The following is a 16,329-nucleotide window of genomic DNA, read 5'->3' on the forward strand; positions in this document are numbered from 1 at the left end:
ATCACTATATGAGTAAAAAAAACTGAATAGAACACTGTTTAACTACATAACTGTTATTCGAAGACTAAATTTACTCTTCTTGAGACGTGGACTCGTCTGATATTCCCTCCGTACCCTCTTCATTATTATTTGTTTCTTCATCTTGCTCCTCATTTGGAGGTAATAATTCAATTCCTAAGTAATCATTCTTTTTAAGCGGAGTTCCTTTAGGTATGTTCTGAGTCACTACATATCCATTACCAAATGTCTCTGTCTTTAATTGCATTAATTCAGCTAATTTCATTACATCTCTTAGAGACCATCCGGTAATATCGGGCATCACAGGTTCATCTGTAACTAGAATAACACGCTCACTTGGAAATACCGTTTCTCCTTCCTCCACACTTGCAGAAACAATGGATTCTCCGTCCCCTACCAGGGAGACTTCTAACCCTTTATCTTTCAGTTCCGCAACTATTTCTGAAGAGTTCCCGCCAACTACTTTAGGAACGGTTAGTTGTTGGACGACATCTTTTTCTTCGTTACTTGGATCGATATTTAAATAGTGCAAGCTATTTTCCATTACATTTTTAAAAATAAACGAAACTGGAGCAGACCTAGCTTCCGTTGGTTCTAACTCAGGCTGCTGTACAGAAACATACATCATTAGCTGCGGATCCTCAATTGGAGCCATACCAAGAAATGAAAAGACGTAGTTTTCTCTTCCTGTTAAATAACCAGGTCCATCAGGGTTCGGTATTTCAGCTGTACCACTTTTTCCGCCAACTGTATAATCATCTAGCTGATATGATTTCCCGGTACCATTTTCCCCATTAACGACCGAATCTAGTAATTCTAGCACTTGCTGTGAAGTTCCTTCTGATATTGGCTCACCAACCACTCTTGGTTCCTTCTGTTCTATCGTTTCACCAGTTGATGAGTCAACAATTTTATCGATGACATAAGGCTGAAGCATCTTTCCGCCGTTTGCAATTGCTGTCGCTGCCTTCATTTGCTGGATTGGTGTTGTTGTACTTCCTTGACCAAAAGCAGTTGTAATTTTTTCCAATGGCCAATTGTACAAAATCTGTCCACTTACCTCTCCCGGCAAATCAATACCTGTTTCTTCGTCAAAATCAAAAGCGTGTAAATACTCTAAAAATGTATCAGCACCTAGTTTTTCCCATGCAAGCTTTGCAGCTGCAACATTGGAAGAACGTTGGAAGCCTTCATCGTAGGAAATCGGTCCCCAGCCTTTCCCACCATTGTGGTCATTAATCTTGTTAATCTTTTCATTTGGCTGATAGCTTCCTGATTTAAACTTTTCTGCACCATTATAAACCCCTTCTTCAATCGCTGCTGCCCAAGTAAACATTTTAATCGTAGAGCCAGGTTCAAATGGAGTGGAAATAACATCGTTATACCAGTTCTCAACATTTGTTGGATTGTTAGGATCATAGCTTGGGCGACTACTCATCGCTAACACCTTTCCTGTTTTCGGATCCATAACAATAGCAGTCATTTTCTTAGGATTGTATTGCTCATCAACCTGAGATAATGCTTCTTCCATTAAAGTTTGAATTTTTTGGTCGATTGTTAAATAAACATCATCACCGTCCTCAGGTAGGTGAATGATTTCCTTGGGATCCAATAACTTTTTATTGTATCTATCCCGCTGATAAGAAATATAACCTTGTTTTCCACCAAGAAGTTCATTCATTTCATTTTCCATACCAGCTATCCCAACAATTTCATCTCGTATTCCTTCTTCTGTTTTAACCTCAGTTTCCCGAGCAAAGCCAATGATATGAGATGCAAACATTCCATTAGGGTAGTACCTTAAGGCTTCCTCTTCAAATTGAATACCTGGAATATTTAATTCTTCAATCTCATCTTTTTTCTTTTGCGGAATCTCTTTACCGATTTTACCAAACTCTACTTGGAATCTATTATTCTCAAGCCCTCTTTTTAAAGGATCTAGTATATCACTTACCTCTACATCTAAAAGAGGCGCCAATATTTCTGCAGTTTTTTGTGGATCTTCTACATGCAGGGGCGCCTCTGACTTTTCAGAATACGTTTCATCAATAATTGCATACATTCGATAAGTTGGTCTATCGTACGCAAGTACCATTCCATTGTTATCGTAAATCTTTCCTCTTTCAGCACTTAGTGTAAAGGATGAGGTCCGTTTCTGTTCGGCCCATTCCTCCAATGAAACACCATTTATTTCGCCTGTTGCCTGGATGTATATAAACCGTCCAGTTAGAATTAAGAAAACAGCGACAAAGATAATGATGAATACTCCCGCCATCAAATGCGTTGTCTTGTTTTTATTCATATGTCAAGCCCCTTGCTTAGTTGTTAAACGTCTGCGCTTGCTTTACTTCCGCATTTTGGATTTTCAATCCATTTTTGTCTGCAATCTCGATAATTCGTTCCGGTCTTGACAATTCCTTCACTTCAAACATGAGACCATCATTTGTTACCTGTTGCGTATTAACGGTTTGTTCAAGCTGCTGAAGTTCCCTATTTATTGTATCAGTTGTCGAAGAAAATGACACCATATAAATACCGGAAATGACGAGACACGCCCCAATAAAGGAGTATATAACTTTCTCACCTTTAGTTATCCATCCATTATTTTTTACTTTAACAGAAACTTTCTTTTCTTTTTCTGTGTTTGGAGTATACTGTGGATTGATTTGCTGCCAATTACGGGCTCCGTTAGCACTCATTATTTCTTCCACCCTTCTTCATAAGTAAATTCATTTCTCCATTCAGTTACTTTCTCAACAACACGTAATTTTGCCGAACGCGATCTTCGATTTTCATCTAATTCATAATCCCCTGGCATAACTGGTTTTCTTGTAATTAATTTAAATGGCGCTTGATGTTCTGCTGGAATTATTGGTAAATTCCTTGGGGTATCCTTTTCCGTGCTCCATTTCTTAAATGCTTGTTTACAAAGTCTATCTTCAAGCGAATGGAAAGTAATAACCGCAATTCTGCCTTCTACACCCACCATTTTTGCAGCTTGGTGCAGTGCATCATTAAATGCCGCCAATTCATCATTTACTGCGATACGCAACGCTTGGAAAATCCGCTTTGCAGGATGTCCACCTTTACGTCTTGCTGCTGCGGGGATACCTTCTTTAATAATTTCTACCAATTGATGAGTTGTTCTTATTTCCTCTTTCTCACGGTAGGCCTCAATTTTCCTTGCAATTTGTTTTGAAAATTTCTCTTCTCCGTAATTGAAAAAAATAGAGACCAACTGACTATAAGGCCACGTATTAACAATTTCATAAGCTGTCAGCTCTTCTGTCTGGTTCATACGCATATCCAGCTCGGCATCGTGATGATAGCTGAATCCTCTTTCCCCTCTATCTAGCTGGGGTGAGGAAACACCAAGGTCAAATAAAATTCCATCTACATACGTTATTTGTCTGTTTGTCAGTTCCTTTTCCAATCCTCGAAAATTGGAATGAACAAACAATATTCTATCCTCATATGCTTTCAACCTTGATTTCGCAGCTTCTAAGGCATCAAGATCCTGGTCAAATGCAATTAGTAATCCATCTTCACTCAGTCTCTTGGCGATTTCTAGCGAGTGACCACCACCACCTACCGTACAATCTACATATGTACCGTTCGGATTAATCGCCAATCCCTTTATCGTTTCTTCTCTTAAAACACTATAATGTTCAAACATACTTACACCCACTTTATTGATTTACGACTAATGTCCAGCCGCTCTGTGAAAAAGCTTTTCCAAGAAGATTACGTCCAGCTCCAGCGCCCTGCGCCTACGCTTTCGTATTATTAAAGATCAAAATCCATTAGATTTTCGGCAATCTCTCCAAAGGATTCCTCAGAATCTGTAACATATTCTTCCCAGCTGTCACTTGCCCAGAACTCTACACGGTTTGATACGCCGATAACGTTACAATCTTTTTCCAGGTTTGCATACTTGCGAAGCGTTGGAGGAATATTTATTCTTCCCTGCTTATCCACTTCACATTCAACAGCTCCGGAAAAGAAAAAACGAGTAAACGCTCTGGCATCCTTTTTAGTAAGTGGGAGTTTCTTTAATTTTTCTTCTAAAATTTTCCATTCTTCCATAGGGTATGCGAATAGACACTTATCCAATCCGCGCGTCACCACGAAGCTAGCTCCGAGATTTTCACGAAACTTGGAAGGGACAATAATTCTACCTTTTGTATCAATGCTATGTAGGTATTCGCCCATGAACATCTAGTCCGCCCCACTTTCATATTTTTTATATTACCACATCCCTCCACTATCCTCCACTTTATTTATTAAAAAATATCTACCTCTTATTAAAATAGGTCTTTTTTACCAGATAAAAACAATAAGAAAAAGCTGTCATATCAACGTTTGACAGCTTCTTCTTATTGTTTTATAAAATGGTGGGGGATAGTGGTGATAGTTTCCCTAAAACAATTAAATATAAATAATATAATGACCTTTCTCAAAATCATAAGGTCGATATGTTAGCTCTGAAATAAACTCTATCCCATAGGTATTGATCCATGGCAACGGATTCCAAACCCGTTCCTGTAATCCCCCCTGTGGGTGTAACGTCCTTTCTATTTCATCAAAGGTTCGTAATTCTTTTTCATACTTTTCTTCTAAAACTTTCACGATCCGTTCTGTTAAAAAGTCAATATCGCGATATAGATATTCTAAGTTCTTTTCACTCAAATCGCCAATATCAGCTCGAATACTCTTAGCTAATTTCCTTAGCGGCTGATGAGCTGTCTCAATAACTTCCTTCATTTGAATGGATAAATCTTCAACTGGAGGATTACTTTTTGATTGCAGCCATTTTTCCTTTGTAACGCGAACACCTTTATTGATTGCATCAGCTATATCAATATCAAGTTTTTCCAATGCTTTCTTCACTTTGTCTTCAACAATAGTGAACGAAAGTCTAGGAACAACTGGCGGCATTTTGATATTCAAAGCATGAAATGCAGGTTGTAATGCAGCCCAATAACCAATTTCACCTGGTCCGCCAACAAATGCTAATGTTGGAAATAGTAACTCCTGCATCAATGGGCGGGTTACCACATTATTACTTAACCGTTCTGGGTAGTTTTCAGCAATAGAAATTAATTCATTTGTTTGAAAACACACTTCATTCTGTTTTCCAACCCATTCCCCTTCATCATTTCTAAAAAGGAGTATTCGTTCCTGATCTTTATGGTAAAACAAATGGCCGACCGCCTCACTTAGCTCTAAAGATATAGCATATCCATCTTTAGCAAGTCGTTCAGAAGCATTAAACACCTCCAAACTGATCTCCTCCTGATGCCTTATCATTTTCTTGAAATGTTCTGTTTCCAGCTGTCTTGTCTTAGCACTGCCAGAATCAACAACGACAAGTCCATCTTCATTAAATAGATGAAAAATCACTCGAGCAAAAAAGTCTGTATAGGTGTTTGATAACTCAATAGCTTCATGAATAGTAGCATAAATTCGTTTCGTAAACTTGGTCTCTTTCAACTGCTCAAACAATTCATCTACCCATTCAACGAGAGCGGATCGATTAATGGATATATTCGATACAGAGCGTTTATCCATTAAACGATGACGGATTTTATATTTTTTCATATTGTTGGCATCAGGTAAATAAACATGATTAATTTCTTCAAAATCATGATCTTCCCCAGCAATCCAGAAAACAGGAATTACCGGAATCCCTAACTTTTCCTCCTGCTGCCCGGCGAGTTGGATAATAGAGACAATCTTATTTATTGTGTACATTGGTCCTGTTAAGAGGCCCGCCTGTTGTCCTCCTATCACCACAACACTATCCGTTTCTTTTAACCTTTCAATATTATTCAAAGTTGACGCTGGTGCGCCCCACTCCTTATTCATCGTAAATAATACATCCGTTAACTGTTTCCGCTCAAAAGTACGTTCATGTAGATCTCTGACTCGCTGATAGTAATTATCATGAGGTAGATAATCAAAGAAATCCATAATAGTACCTGCATTATTACGGTAATCCGTTATCAGCTGACTTTGAGTCTTCAGTTGTATAGGGTTGATTCGCATGGATTCCGTTCTCCTTCTATATATCATTATGTACAAATTGTATTGTACATAAAAACTGCATCCATTTCACCTAATCTGTTTATACTTCATCATTTAACCTATTAACCGCTGGATGACCCCGATAAATGTTAGTAATATGTACATTGTAAAATACAACAAGAAAGCCAATCGCCATATGATCTTTATCGCCTTCCGAAAAACTATCTCAGTCTGGCTTTTCCATTGGAATATAATTACACTCCCAAGAGCAATCAAAAATAAAACAACCATCCAGCCCGCAAAGCTGCTTCCAACAATTAGTTTTAGCATAATCGAGACTGCGATAATATAAAAACAAGTTGTCCAATTAACAGCTTGATGCAAGGCTCGCAATTTGTTTCCATGTTTTTTTATGGAAATTATATAAATGAGTATAGTTGCAACAAGTGGAATTGTAATAAAAAACGCAATACTATAAATGAAATAATCAAGCATGTGCTTTTGTTTTCTCCTTTTCTATTATCCTTCAATTATTTTAAATACCATCCCAATAAACTTATTTTTTATTGTAACAGATAAGCATACAAGATGGATTAAAATTTCTAGTTATTTTGTGATTATACATTCATAGGTTTACAATTTATTTAAAAATTATCATTTTTGTATTATACTGTATTTATACAGACACTTGACTCACATGAGGTAAACGCTTCCGCAATGTTCCAGGTAGGAACATGGGGAAAATAGGTACTAACTTTAGATAGGGGAGAAAGCTAATGGATCATTTAAAAGTCGAAAATCTTTTAGTCAATTATAAGACACTCGAAAAATTTAAGCGATTTAAAGAATATGGAAATCAAGAATTAACGATGATGGAAGACTTACAAAATAACATCATTGAAAACGATAGTAAGTCTCCTTTTTTTGGAATTTACTATGGTGATAATCTAATTGCAAGAATGAGTTTATACGAGGTTAATAAAAAATACGATTATTACTTTTCACCACAACAGGACTATTTAACAATATGGAAGCTTGAAGTTCTACCAGATTACCAAGGTAGAGGGATTGGAAAATTAATGGTTGATTTTGCAAAAGAGTCTAAACTACCGATCAAAACAAGTCCACGGATAAATTCCCATGGTTTCTGGGAAAAGATGGGATTTGTAAAAGCCCATTATGAAATGGAAAGAGATTTAGGAGAAAACCCACTAATCTGGCTTCCTGAAGGTGTTCAAGAAAAGGAAATCAACCCCAATTAATGAAAAGCAAGACCTGAATGGATCGGCTCCATTCAGGATTTTTTACTATTTATGAAAGTATAATTAGATCATGGTTTCACTTTCTACATTCATCTTGAATTAATTTTGCTTACTTTCTCTTACCCAAGTCCATAGCTTATTCATTTCCTGCCATGCGTTATCATAACGTGATAATTGATTTTTCAGCTTTTCGTTTTCTTTTTCTATATCCTTTAATTTTTGTTGATACGTTTTGTCTAATTCCGCTTTCTCAGCATCTTCAAAATTAGTTTTCATTTTCTCGAGTAAAAGTATAGCAGACTCTATCGTATATCGTTCTGCAGATTCATTATGATTAGCACTAGGCGTCCCTTTCCTTAACCCGCTTTTTCGTTCTTCTTTAGCCAACTGAATGGCATTTTGATATTGTTTGCGAATAGTAGCATTCCAGCGGAATCCACATGCTGCTGATGTACGAGAAAGCTGGGCTGCAACCTCTTTAAATGCTTCGAGCTGCGTTCTACCTTCTCGAATAAAGCGTAATACTGTTTCAGCAAGGATAATATCCTCATCCTTTGTCCATGCATCCTGCCTTGTATCGTTCATAACACCCCTCCTAACACGTTTGCTATCAATGTATGCAAAAAATAGGGGTACTAGAATAGGATTCTTGTTTCAAACTGAAAATTTTTCACAGCAAGCACATTCCATCAGAACAACTCCTGCTAAAAATTGTAGTCTTTTTTTATACAATAATATAAATTACGAACTAACTTCTGTTTGTTAAGTTCGAGCAGCTCCCGCCGTCCAGGATCGTTCCGAGCTGTTTAGAGTAACGATAGTATTTCAATCATCTATGTTAGTTATAGGTAGTAAGCCAGTATTAACGAAGAATATTTCCGGAGCGGATATACGCTCTAACCAAAATTGCGCATTATGTCGCATATTCTTTCAAAAAAAACAGACCACTTAAAAATGTGATCTGTTTTTTATACATCCTGATATTAGTTGCTCACTACTTCTTTTCCATCATAGTGACCACAAGATTTACAAACATGGTGTGGTTTTGTTAATTCACCACAATTAGAACATTCTACCATGCCAGGTACGTGTAATTTTTTATGAGTACGACGTTGATTTTTAACTTTTTTAGACGTTCTTTGTTTAGGTACTGCCATGACTTACACCTCCTTCAAATGAAAGTAAAACTTGAATGTAATTCTTATTTTTCTTTCTTATTATTTTTAAGCAAAGACTCCAATTTTTTCAAACGGGGATCTATTGTCTTTTCTGTTTTCACTTCTGAAACAAATTCCCAACCATTTCCTTTAGAAGGAGCACCTTCTTCTGGATTTGCTTCTTCGGAAAATACTCGATATGGAACTTCCAATAAAATATTTTCCTTGATAATCGGAGTTAAGTCAAGCACTTCTCCATCTATAAGATGAATATCATGTTCTTCTTCGTCGCTGCCATCATAAGAAGAAGTTGAAAACACTTCATTTGCTTTAACTGTAAATGGATATGGTACATCAACCAAGGTTCTAGCGCATGGTAATACCATTTCCCCTTCAATCAGAAAAGAGAAAAAGAATTGATTTCCATGAATGTCTGCTTTCCCATGGACACGAACATCATTGATTTTACGTATATCATTGTTCATTGTTTGTAGTTCATGGACATTCACAAGTTCATCAAACTCAAATGGCTTATCGACAGCATTTTTTCTGATTTGACTTAATGTAAATTTCAATATTATCACCTCTAGGCAACAAGAGTTATTTTAAAAGAAAAATGAGCTTTTGTCAACATTTTTTCTTTACACATATATGTATTCTTCCCGTTAGCAATTTTACTAATCATTATAGCATGGAAGATGCGCGAATGACTATCTTTTGTTACAATATATACCATTAAGCCCATGGGAGTTGAGGAAATGAATGCATGTGGTCTAATCGTAGAATACAATCCATTCCATAATGGTCATGTCTATCATTTGGAGGAAGCTAAAAAAACAACAGCTGCTGACTGTGTAGTTGCCGTGATGAGCGGATCGTTTTTGCAGCGGGGTGAGCCTGCGATAATTGATAAGTTCCACCGTACAAAAGCAGCACTAAATACTGGCATCGATGTTGTGCTCGAACTCCCTTATGTTTACGCTGTACAGCATAGTGATATTTTTGCCGCTGGGGCTGTTAAAACACTCTATGAATTCGGTGTAAACAGTGTTTGTTTCGGAAGTGAATCCGGCTCAATAAATAGCTTTTTATCAAGCTACCATACATTTAAAGCGAAATCATCAATTTTTAATCATACACTAAAATATTATTTAGATGCAGGAAACTCTTTTCCAGAAGCTAGTACATATGCTTATAAAGAGATTGGGCTGACAGATTCGAGTATGGATTTATCAAAACCAAATAATATTCTCGGGTATAGCTATGTAAAAGCAATTATGGAAAACAAGCTACCAATTGAGCCATTAACCATTAAGAGGAAAGCAAATGCATTTCATGATGAAAACATAACTGGCACGATTGCTAGTGCAACAAGCATTCGAAAAGAGCTAATGAAACAACATACATTGACATCTAAGATTACCGATAGCCTTCCAGGGGAAACAGTCAATCAGCTTCAGCAATATGTACTTACGGCTTCTCATTGGCATGATTGGGAGAAATACTTCCCGCTATTACACTATCGAGTAATGACCATGTCGAAAGAAGAGCTCGCAACTATACAAGGTGTTGATGAGGGGATTGAAAATAGAATTAAAGCTACAGCTAAGATAGCTAGTTCCTTTCAAAATTGGGTGGAGGCTATTAAAACGAAGCGTTATACGTGGACGAGAATTCAACGAATGTTTGTGCATATTTTAACGAATACAAAAAAAACTGAGATTGAGATGATCTCACAAGACTCCTCCGTACCGTATGTTCGTGTAATCGGGTTAACCAATAATGGGAGGAATTATTTAAATCAACAAAAGAAGCAAATGAATGTTCCAATCGTGTCAAGCATAGGTAGAAATCAACATAATATATTATCTATCGAAGAGAAAGTAAGTAATACCTATTACAGCATTCTGCCACCCAAAAGCAGACAAAAGCTGTTTAAACAGGAGCTGCAAGCACCTATCATACTTTAATGAAAATAAAATCAGCGGTAATGAAACAAAAATAGATCTTTTGCAAGATCTATTTTTGTTTAGCTATTCTTAAAATCATTCTCAGTTTACTTCGATTTGTTTCATAACCAGGTTATTCTTTCATTTCCTCTAAAAAACGTAATGCATCTTCAAAAGTGTCGACAGGGATAACTTGCATATCAGTTCCGATTTCTTCTGCTGTTTTCTTTGCAATTTCATAATTAGAATTCGCTGCTCCATTTTCATTCGGTGCAAAGAAGATATCGATTCCCTCTTTATCTGCAGCGACTATTTTCTTATCAATCCCACCAATCCGGAGTACATTACCATCATAATCGATTTCTCCAGTACCAGCGATTTCATGCCCTTTTGTAATATCTTCTTCTGTTAATTGGTCATAAATCTCCAGCGTGAACATTAATCCTGCACTCGGTCCACCAATATTTCCACTTGTAAACTGAATATCGCGGTCAACTGTTACATCGCGATCCGTAACAAGACTAATTCCAATTCCCACTCGATTGTCTAAGTCACTGAATTCCTCAAGCATGATCTCAGCCTCCATCGCCTCTTCCTCACGAACAAATTCGATTAGAACAGTATCTCCAGCTTTTTTATCATCTACATACTGAATTAAGTCTGCTGATTCGCGAACTTCCTGACCGTCAATTCCAACAATACGGTCACCTGTTTCAAGCTTTCCTTCTGCTGGCATACCATCAACAACGGAAACAACATAGACACCTTGATAATCGATTGTTATTTCTTCACCAGCAGCTTCATAGGCTACTACTGTTGCAGCCTCCTGCGAGCTCTCCATTACCTGCAGCTGAGCATGCATATAATCATCTTGTGAAATTCCCTCAGGAAAAACTTGATCCAATGGTAAAATATCATGATACGAGAATATTTTTGCCAGTACATACTGAATCGGTGTTGCTTGGAGGCCACTTACTGTCACAAGGTGCATGTCTCCTTCACTCTCAAAACCATCCGCAACCTCGACAATAGGATTCAACGCATTCGCTCCACCGGGTTTTTGAATATAGTATGGTAATTGATATGTACCAAGAAAGTAAACAAGAGCAATTATGATAATAAAAAATAATATATTTCTTTTTGTCATTCTCATTGCAGCTTAAAGCCCCTTTCTTCCTTCCAAACATTTCTTTAACATGTCTATGGAATATTTATCTGATGTATGAGCGTATATTGTATAGACCCGTACTTTTCCAACGATGTTTTAGTACAAGCTAGAATAATTCTACTACTAACGAAATAAGTTGTACAGAGCTAGGTTCATTTCGTAGGAGGCTTTCGATTGGGACAATTACTTAAAACCTTTATCTATTCAAGTTTTTCAATTTTTTTGACTATTGCTTTAATCCGCTTTCCTGATCAATCATTGGAAGCAGGCATTCGTGGATTAAATATGTGGTGGGAAGTAGTATTTCCTTCCCTGCTACCATTTTTTATTACAGCTGAATTATTGCTAGCATTTGGGGTTGTAAAGTTTTTTGGAATATTATTTGAACCAATTATGCGTCCCTTATTCAACGTTCCTGGTTCTGGAAGCTTTGGCTGGATGATGGGTATGGCAAGCGGCTATCCTACAGGGGCGAAGATAACAGCACGTTTACGTGAAGAGAAGCAATTGTCGAAAATTGAAGCGGAACGACTCGTTTCATTCACTAATAATTCCAGCCCATTATTTATTTTCGGTGCAATTTCCGCTGGTTTTTTCCATGATTTAAAGCTAGGAGCACTTTTAGCAGTATGTCATTATACAAGTAATGCAATGGTTGGAATTTGCATGCGTTTCTATGGAAGAAAGGAAGAAGCAACAGATCGCAAAAAAACGAGCAAACAGAAAGTTTCCCTAATAAAAGCTTTTCGTGAAATGCACGAATCACGTGTAAAAGCGAATAAACCGCTTGGTGAGATTCTTGGCGATGCTGTATTGAATTCCATTAAAACATTGGTCATGGTTGGGGGATTCATCATTCTTTTTTCAGTACTAATAAAACTGTTATTTTTAGTTGGTATTTCATCTGCTATCGCCACAATTTGGGAGCAGCTTTTAATAATCATCGATTTCCCTACGGACTTGGCACTTCCAATTTTTTCAGGTTTATTTGAAATTACTATTGGAGCAAATATGATCTCCCAAACGATGACAGACACCCTTTTACAGCAAGCAATAATTATTAGCTTTATTCTCGGTTTTAACGGGCTTTCGATTCATGCACAAGTAGCTAGTATCCTCGCAAAAACAGATATTCGCTATCTTCCATATTTTTTTGCAAGAATTTTACATGGTTGTTTTGCCGTTATATTAACGATCATTCTCTACAAACCGCTATATTTAGACAGGCAGACAATTGATTTGAATGAAATACCCGTTTCACATCTCGACTTAACAGAAAATATTTGGGTGATAATCCTTTATTATCTGAAAGATGTGGGACCTGTTGTTACCATTGTATGTCTAGCACTATCTGTGTTTATTCTCTATCGGAGAAGTTTCAAATAATGCTTCATGAATATAAAAACCAGCTCCTAAAAAGCAGATGCTTACGGAGCTGGTTTTTCTCTTTTTTTAAATATGATTATATTTTTCCTTCAGTGCTTGCTCTACAAATTCAGGTACTAGTCCGCTAATATTCCCATTATACTTAGCTATTTCCTTTACCATGCTTGAGCTAAGGAAAGAGTACTGATTATTCGTCATCATGAAGAATGTTTCAATATTTTCATTTAGCTTCCTATTCATGGATGTAATTTGCATTTCATATTCAAAATCACTCACGGCACGAAGCCCGCGGATAACAGCATGTGCATTTTTCTCCTGCGCGTAATCCATTAGCAGATGGTCTGAAGCATCTACGGTGACATTTGGAATGTCCTTGATGGATTCTTTTAATAAATGAATTCTTTCTTCTACCGTGAAGAGTGGTGATTTAGCTTGATTATTAAATACAGCTACAATAACTTGATCAAATACCTTCGCTCCTCGGCTAATAATATCCAAATGTCCATTTGTAATCGGATCAAAGGTGCCTGGACAAATTGCTAACTTTCCCATCGATAACTTCCTTCCTATTTCGATTTATAAAGTGGATTAATTCTTAGATTTCCTTTTCTCCAAGGAATGCTAGTACCACAAGGATATGAACCAAGATCCTGAACATAATCAGGAAAGTATGAGATGTTGGCATCAATAGGTATATGAAACAAGATCCCTCTCGATACTCAGATTTCCGGGATAGGTTACTACAGCCCATTTATGTGCGATAAATTGTTATTCCAATCGTGCCTCCATAATTTTCTTGCTTCACCAAACTTAAACCCGTCTGTTCATTTGGGAGTTTCTCTGTTGGATCATGTTCACAATAAATTGTACCACCAGTATTAAGTAAGTCCAGCTCCATCATTTCGTCTATAAGTTTTACATAATCCACTTTTCCATACGGTGGATCCATTAAAATAAGATCAAATTTCAACTCTCTTTTAGCTGCTGCTTTAATTGCACGATGTGCATCTGCTCGAAATACTTCAGCATATTGATCCAATTTCAATGTTTGGATATTTTCTTGAATCGTATGTATTGCCTTTGGATGCTTATCAACAAATATACCATAATCCATTCCACGGCTTAGCGCTTCAATTCCGAGCGATCCACTACCTGCAAACAAATCAAGTACCCTCCCACCCTCGAAAAAAGGACCTATCATTTGAAATACAGCTTCTTTCACTTTATCCGTTGTTGGTCGCGTTGATTTGCCTGGAACCGCTTTTAATTGCCTGCCTTTAAAATCACCTGCAATAACTCGCATGAATTCACCTCAATTTGATGCTATTCGACATATATCCTACCATAAAATAAAACATTAGAAAACAATGATCTCATAAGTGGTCAAGTTCATCTTATGATAATAAATGTATATAATTAATTTCATGGTACATACTAGCATTATGAACAACTAGTTATTAGCTTGGTTGTTTCAAACGGAGTAGACTTACACTTCCCCATAAGTTCTTGCTCCGGTTTCTCCTCTCCCTTTGCCTTTTTGTTTTTCAGGACGAAAAACAAAGGGACCTGCAGAAATATCTTCTGCAGGTTTTTCTTTTTATATTACGTTGGCTTCAAAACATCAAAAAAGCCTTGCTAGGAAATAATTATTCCAAGAAGGCTTATTTAGATTCCCATCTTATAATCATATTGTTTTGCTTTGTCCGGTTTCGCATTTTCATAATCTGTACGGACAAATGGTTTATACGATCTTTCTATCTTTGAAACAAATGGTTGCTTTAATATTTTCGCTTCTACTTTTTCCATCTCATCCTGGTTAATATAAATTACAGCATATTTTAATCGTTTGGAAGCATATACCAAATTCCCATATCGCTTTAGTTGCTTAATATTCTTCATATGCTGAAACCAGACAACAATACCTTGTCTATTTGTCCTCACTCGAAAACCCCACTATCCGCTTAGTTCTGAATTTGATCATTTATGCTATATTTTTGTCCGCCCTTAGGGGTTAATAACCTAAGGACGAACATGATTGGCTAAGAAGCACACCCACATGCTCCACCACTGCCACAACCACAGCCACTATCTGTAAGTGCAGCACCATCTTTTGGAGCTTTAATTTGCTTGCTAACACTCTCAGCAACATACTGACTAATTTCATCCAATAAGATCTGGAGATTCCGCTCAGCCATTTTAAATGCTGCTACTTTATCATGCATATCCATTTCTCTTTTTACAACACGGATATTTTTCATGATATCATAGTAATCTGGGTGATAGCGACCAAACCGCTGGACATCCTCGTATTGGTCCTTCATATCTAAAAAAGCCTTTATCAGCTTTTGAGCATCCTCATCCTCATGAAGTGCAGCACGGGTTTGCTTATAGGCTTCCATCGTATCAGACGCCATAACCATTTTGCCAAGTTGCTCAGAACGGTCAAGTATATCCACATATTCCAATGTAGCTATCATTATTACACCCCCACTACTATATAGTATCATTTAATTGGACAGTTGAAAATAAAATAGATTCTAATCTTTCATTGCTTTTGCAACTTCAGTCAACATACTAATCATTTGTATACGATCATTTAGTGTACTTATTTGCTGTGGCAGTGTCTTACCATAGAAAATTTTAGCTTCCTTTTCCATCTCTTTTATTCTTTCTGGTTCCCTTGATAAATAACGGTACCATACTGGATTATATCGCACAAAGGTCGCTAACTTTGGATTTGCTTTTAAATACTGGATACTTTGTTGATCCATTAAAAGTCACCTCAGTCTTGGACCCATTTAGATGAATCCTTTTCGGGCTGATTATTTTTCTGTGTCTTTTTAAATTGTGAAACCATTTCTTGGATAGCTGTAACTGCTTTACTTAACTGTTCAACTTGACCTTGCATTTTATTCACATCCAAATTAGATGTATATTTCATTAGCTGACTGACGAGCTCCGTATTTTTTACACTTTCCTTTTCTTCGTTCACATTTTCTTTATGCTTATCCACTTTATATTTATCCCAATACGAATCATCTTCCCCTAACAATGCCCACTTTTCATAGTACTCCTGCCACGATCTGCCACTTTTTCTAATTTCCTTTATTAGAGCTGGATGCGAATTGATAAAGCTTTTAAAAGAAACTACCGACGGATGTAAATCTTCCATGTGATCACCCCTTGCAAAATAAATAGTCATTTGTACTAACTAATTTATGCACAGGTCACTCATATGTGAAAATGTAAAACAAAAACTGTACGGATTATATATAAACTGCGAACTAAGTTACTGGCTGTTTTCTTCAAGTTCGTGCAATAATCGCCATCCGGGATCGCTCCGGGCGGATGCTTTCCGTGGG

Annotated in this window: 19 protein-coding genes; 3 read left to right on the forward strand and 16 right to left on the reverse strand. The window is 36.9% G+C overall.

Features of this window, described 5'->3' with window-relative positions; translation table 11 throughout:
• Positions 1 to 70: 70 nt before the first annotated feature.
• The 6 genes from D1B32_RS06795 to D1B32_RS06820 form a co-directional block, all read right to left on the reverse strand.
• Entirely contained in the window at positions 71 to 2,320 is a 2,250-nt protein-coding gene (locus D1B32_RS06795) for a penicillin-binding protein (protein ID WP_118888964.1), read from the reverse strand.
• 16 nt (positions 2,321 to 2,336) lie between these two features.
• Entirely contained in the window at positions 2,337 to 2,717 is a 381-nt protein-coding gene (gene ftsL, locus D1B32_RS06800) for a cell division protein FtsL (RefSeq protein ID WP_095308493.1), read from the reverse strand.
• Positions 2,717 to 3,694, reverse strand: coding sequence for a 16S rRNA (cytosine(1402)-N(4))-methyltransferase RsmH (gene rsmH, locus D1B32_RS06805; protein WP_187393135.1), 978 nt, complete (start codon positions 3,692 to 3,694; stop codon positions 2,717 to 2,719). Before rsmH ends, ftsL begins: the two co-directional genes overlap by 1 nt.
• 110 nt (positions 3,695 to 3,804) lie before the next feature.
• Entirely contained in the window at positions 3,805 to 4,236 is a 432-nt protein-coding gene (gene mraZ, locus D1B32_RS06810) for a division/cell wall cluster transcriptional repressor MraZ (RefSeq protein ID WP_095308491.1), read from the reverse strand.
• Between the two features lie 210 nt (positions 4,237 to 4,446).
• A complete protein-coding gene (gene bshC / locus D1B32_RS06815; protein WP_118888966.1) occupies positions 4,447 to 6,066 on the reverse strand; it encodes a bacillithiol biosynthesis cysteine-adding enzyme BshC in 1,620 nt (539 codons plus the stop codon).
• Between the two features lie 93 nt (positions 6,067 to 6,159).
• A complete protein-coding gene (locus D1B32_RS06820) occupies positions 6,160 to 6,540 on the reverse strand; it encodes a DUF3397 domain-containing protein (RefSeq protein ID WP_118888967.1) in 381 nt (126 codons plus the stop codon).
• A gap of 281 nt (positions 6,541 to 6,821) precedes the next feature.
• Between D1B32_RS06820 and D1B32_RS06825 the strand changes: the two genes are divergently transcribed.
• Positions 6,822 to 7,307: an N-acetyltransferase gene (locus D1B32_RS06825; RefSeq protein WP_095308487.1), complete on the forward strand. Its 486-nt coding sequence runs from the start codon at positions 6,822 to 6,824 to the stop codon at positions 7,305 to 7,307.
• A gap of 99 nt (positions 7,308 to 7,406) precedes the next feature.
• Here D1B32_RS06825 and D1B32_RS06830 read toward each other — a convergent pair whose 3' ends face one another.
• The 3 genes from D1B32_RS06830 to D1B32_RS06840 all read right to left on the reverse strand — a co-directional run bounded on the left by D1B32_RS06830 (position 7,407) and on the right by D1B32_RS06840 (position 9,048).
• The gene (locus tag D1B32_RS06830) at positions 7,407 to 7,892 is read right to left on the reverse strand and encodes an RsfA family transcriptional regulator (protein WP_095308486.1); all 486 of its coding nucleotides are present in this window, start codon (positions 7,890 to 7,892) and stop codon (positions 7,407 to 7,409) included.
• A 398-nt stretch (positions 7,893 to 8,290) separates the two neighbouring features.
• Complete coding sequence (gene rpmF, locus D1B32_RS06835) at positions 8,291 to 8,464, reverse strand: 50S ribosomal protein L32 (protein WP_095308485.1); 174 nt, start codon at positions 8,462 to 8,464, stop codon at positions 8,291 to 8,293.
• Positions 8,465 to 8,508: 44 nt separating this feature from the next.
• On the reverse strand, positions 8,509 to 9,048 hold the full coding sequence (locus tag D1B32_RS06840; RefSeq protein ID WP_379600949.1) for a YceD family protein: 540 nt from the start codon (positions 9,046 to 9,048) through the stop codon (positions 8,509 to 8,511).
• A gap of 174 nt (positions 9,049 to 9,222) precedes the next feature.
• On the opposite strand from D1B32_RS06840, the gene D1B32_RS06845 reads away from it, so the two are divergent.
• A complete protein-coding gene (locus tag D1B32_RS06845) occupies positions 9,223 to 10,434 on the forward strand; it encodes a nucleotidyltransferase (protein WP_095308483.1) in 1,212 nt (403 codons plus the stop codon).
• Between the two features lie 112 nt (positions 10,435 to 10,546).
• Here D1B32_RS06845 and D1B32_RS06850 read toward each other — a convergent pair whose 3' ends face one another.
• Positions 10,547 to 11,566 (reverse strand): SepM family pheromone-processing serine protease, encoded by a 1,020-nt coding sequence (locus D1B32_RS06850; RefSeq protein WP_118888968.1) that lies wholly within the window; start codon positions 11,564 to 11,566, stop codon positions 10,547 to 10,549.
• A 189-nt stretch (positions 11,567 to 11,755) separates the two neighbouring features.
• Between D1B32_RS06850 and ylbJ the strand changes: the two genes are divergently transcribed.
• Positions 11,756 to 12,967: a dipicolinic acid transporter SpoVV gene (ylbJ, locus tag D1B32_RS06855; RefSeq protein ID WP_095308480.1), complete on the forward strand. Its 1,212-nt coding sequence runs from the start codon at positions 11,756 to 11,758 to the stop codon at positions 12,965 to 12,967.
• A gap of 66 nt (positions 12,968 to 13,033) precedes the next feature.
• Here ylbJ and coaD read toward each other — a convergent pair whose 3' ends face one another.
• From coaD to ylbD, 6 genes are all read right to left on the reverse strand, one after another.
• A complete protein-coding gene (gene coaD / locus D1B32_RS06860) occupies positions 13,034 to 13,519 on the reverse strand; it encodes a pantetheine-phosphate adenylyltransferase (protein WP_095308479.1) in 486 nt (161 codons plus the stop codon).
• 199 nt (positions 13,520 to 13,718) lie between these two features.
• Positions 13,719 to 14,270, reverse strand: coding sequence for a 16S rRNA (guanine(966)-N(2))-methyltransferase RsmD (gene rsmD / locus D1B32_RS06865; protein ID WP_095308478.1), 552 nt, complete (start codon positions 14,268 to 14,270; stop codon positions 13,719 to 13,721).
• A gap of 362 nt (positions 14,271 to 14,632) precedes the next feature.
• A complete protein-coding gene (locus tag D1B32_RS06870; protein WP_095308477.1) occupies positions 14,633 to 14,908 on the reverse strand; it encodes a YlbG family protein in 276 nt (91 codons plus the stop codon).
• 98 nt (positions 14,909 to 15,006) lie between these two features.
• The gene (locus D1B32_RS06875) at positions 15,007 to 15,444 is read right to left on the reverse strand and encodes a YlbF/YmcA family competence regulator (RefSeq protein ID WP_095308475.1); all 438 of its coding nucleotides are present in this window, start codon (positions 15,442 to 15,444) and stop codon (positions 15,007 to 15,009) included.
• A gap of 60 nt (positions 15,445 to 15,504) precedes the next feature.
• A complete protein-coding gene (locus tag D1B32_RS06880) occupies positions 15,505 to 15,738 on the reverse strand; it encodes a YlbE-like family protein (RefSeq protein WP_095308474.1) in 234 nt (77 codons plus the stop codon).
• An 11-nt stretch (positions 15,739 to 15,749) separates the two neighbouring features.
• The gene (gene ylbD, locus D1B32_RS06885) at positions 15,750 to 16,139 is read right to left on the reverse strand and encodes a spore coat protein YlbD (protein ID WP_118888969.1); all 390 of its coding nucleotides are present in this window, start codon (positions 16,137 to 16,139) and stop codon (positions 15,750 to 15,752) included.
• Positions 16,140 to 16,329: the final 190 nt, after the last annotated feature.

Origin of the sequence: Oceanobacillus profundus (assembly GCF_003515705.1) — a bacterium.
GTDB lineage: Bacteria > Bacillota > Bacilli > Bacillales > Amphibacillaceae > Oceanobacillus > Oceanobacillus profundus.

Coding starts and splice junctions, on each gene's coding strand:
- D1B32_RS06795 (WP_118888964.1), bottom strand. CDS start 2,320: ATGAATAAAAACAAGACAACGCATTTGATGGCGGGAGTATTCATCATT.
- ftsL (WP_095308493.1), bottom strand. CDS start 2,717: ATGAGTGCTAACGGAGCCCGTAATTGGCAGCAAATCAATCCACAGTAT.
- rsmH (WP_187393135.1), bottom strand. CDS start 3,694: ATGTTTGAACATTATAGTGTTTTAAGAGAAGAAACGATAAAGGGATTG.
- mraZ (WP_095308491.1), bottom strand. CDS start 4,236: ATGTTCATGGGCGAATACCTACATAGCATTGATACAAAAGGTAGAATT.
- bshC (WP_118888966.1), bottom strand. CDS start 6,066: ATGCGAATCAACCCTATACAACTGAAGACTCAAAGTCAGCTGATAACG.
- D1B32_RS06820 (WP_118888967.1), bottom strand. CDS start 6,540: ATGCTTGATTATTTCATTTATAGTATTGCGTTTTTTATTACAATTCCA.
- D1B32_RS06825 (WP_095308487.1), top strand. CDS start 6,822: ATGGATCATTTAAAAGTCGAAAATCTTTTAGTCAATTATAAGACACTC.
- D1B32_RS06830 (WP_095308486.1), bottom strand. CDS start 7,892: ATGAACGATACAAGGCAGGATGCATGGACAAAGGATGAGGATATTATC.
- rpmF (WP_095308485.1), bottom strand. CDS start 8,464: ATGGCAGTACCTAAACAAAGAACGTCTAAAAAAGTTAAAAATCAACGT.
- D1B32_RS06845 (WP_095308483.1), top strand. CDS start 9,223: ATGAATGCATGTGGTCTAATCGTAGAATACAATCCATTCCATAATGGT.
- D1B32_RS06850 (WP_118888968.1), bottom strand. CDS start 11,566: ATGAGAATGACAAAAAGAAATATATTATTTTTTATTATCATAATTGCT.
- coaD (WP_095308479.1), bottom strand. CDS start 13,519: ATGGGAAAGTTAGCAATTTGTCCAGGCACCTTTGATCCGATTACAAAT.
- rsmD (WP_095308478.1), bottom strand. CDS start 14,270: ATGCGAGTTATTGCAGGTGATTTTAAAGGCAGGCAATTAAAAGCGGTT.
- D1B32_RS06875 (WP_095308475.1), bottom strand. CDS start 15,444: ATGATAGCTACATTGGAATATGTGGATATACTTGACCGTTCTGAGCAA.
- D1B32_RS06880 (WP_095308474.1), bottom strand. CDS start 15,738: ATGGATCAACAAAGTATCCAGTATTTAAAAGCAAATCCAAAGTTAGCG.
- ylbD (WP_118888969.1), bottom strand. CDS start 16,139: ATGGAAGATTTACATCCGTCGGTAGTTTCTTTTAAAAGCTTTATCAAT.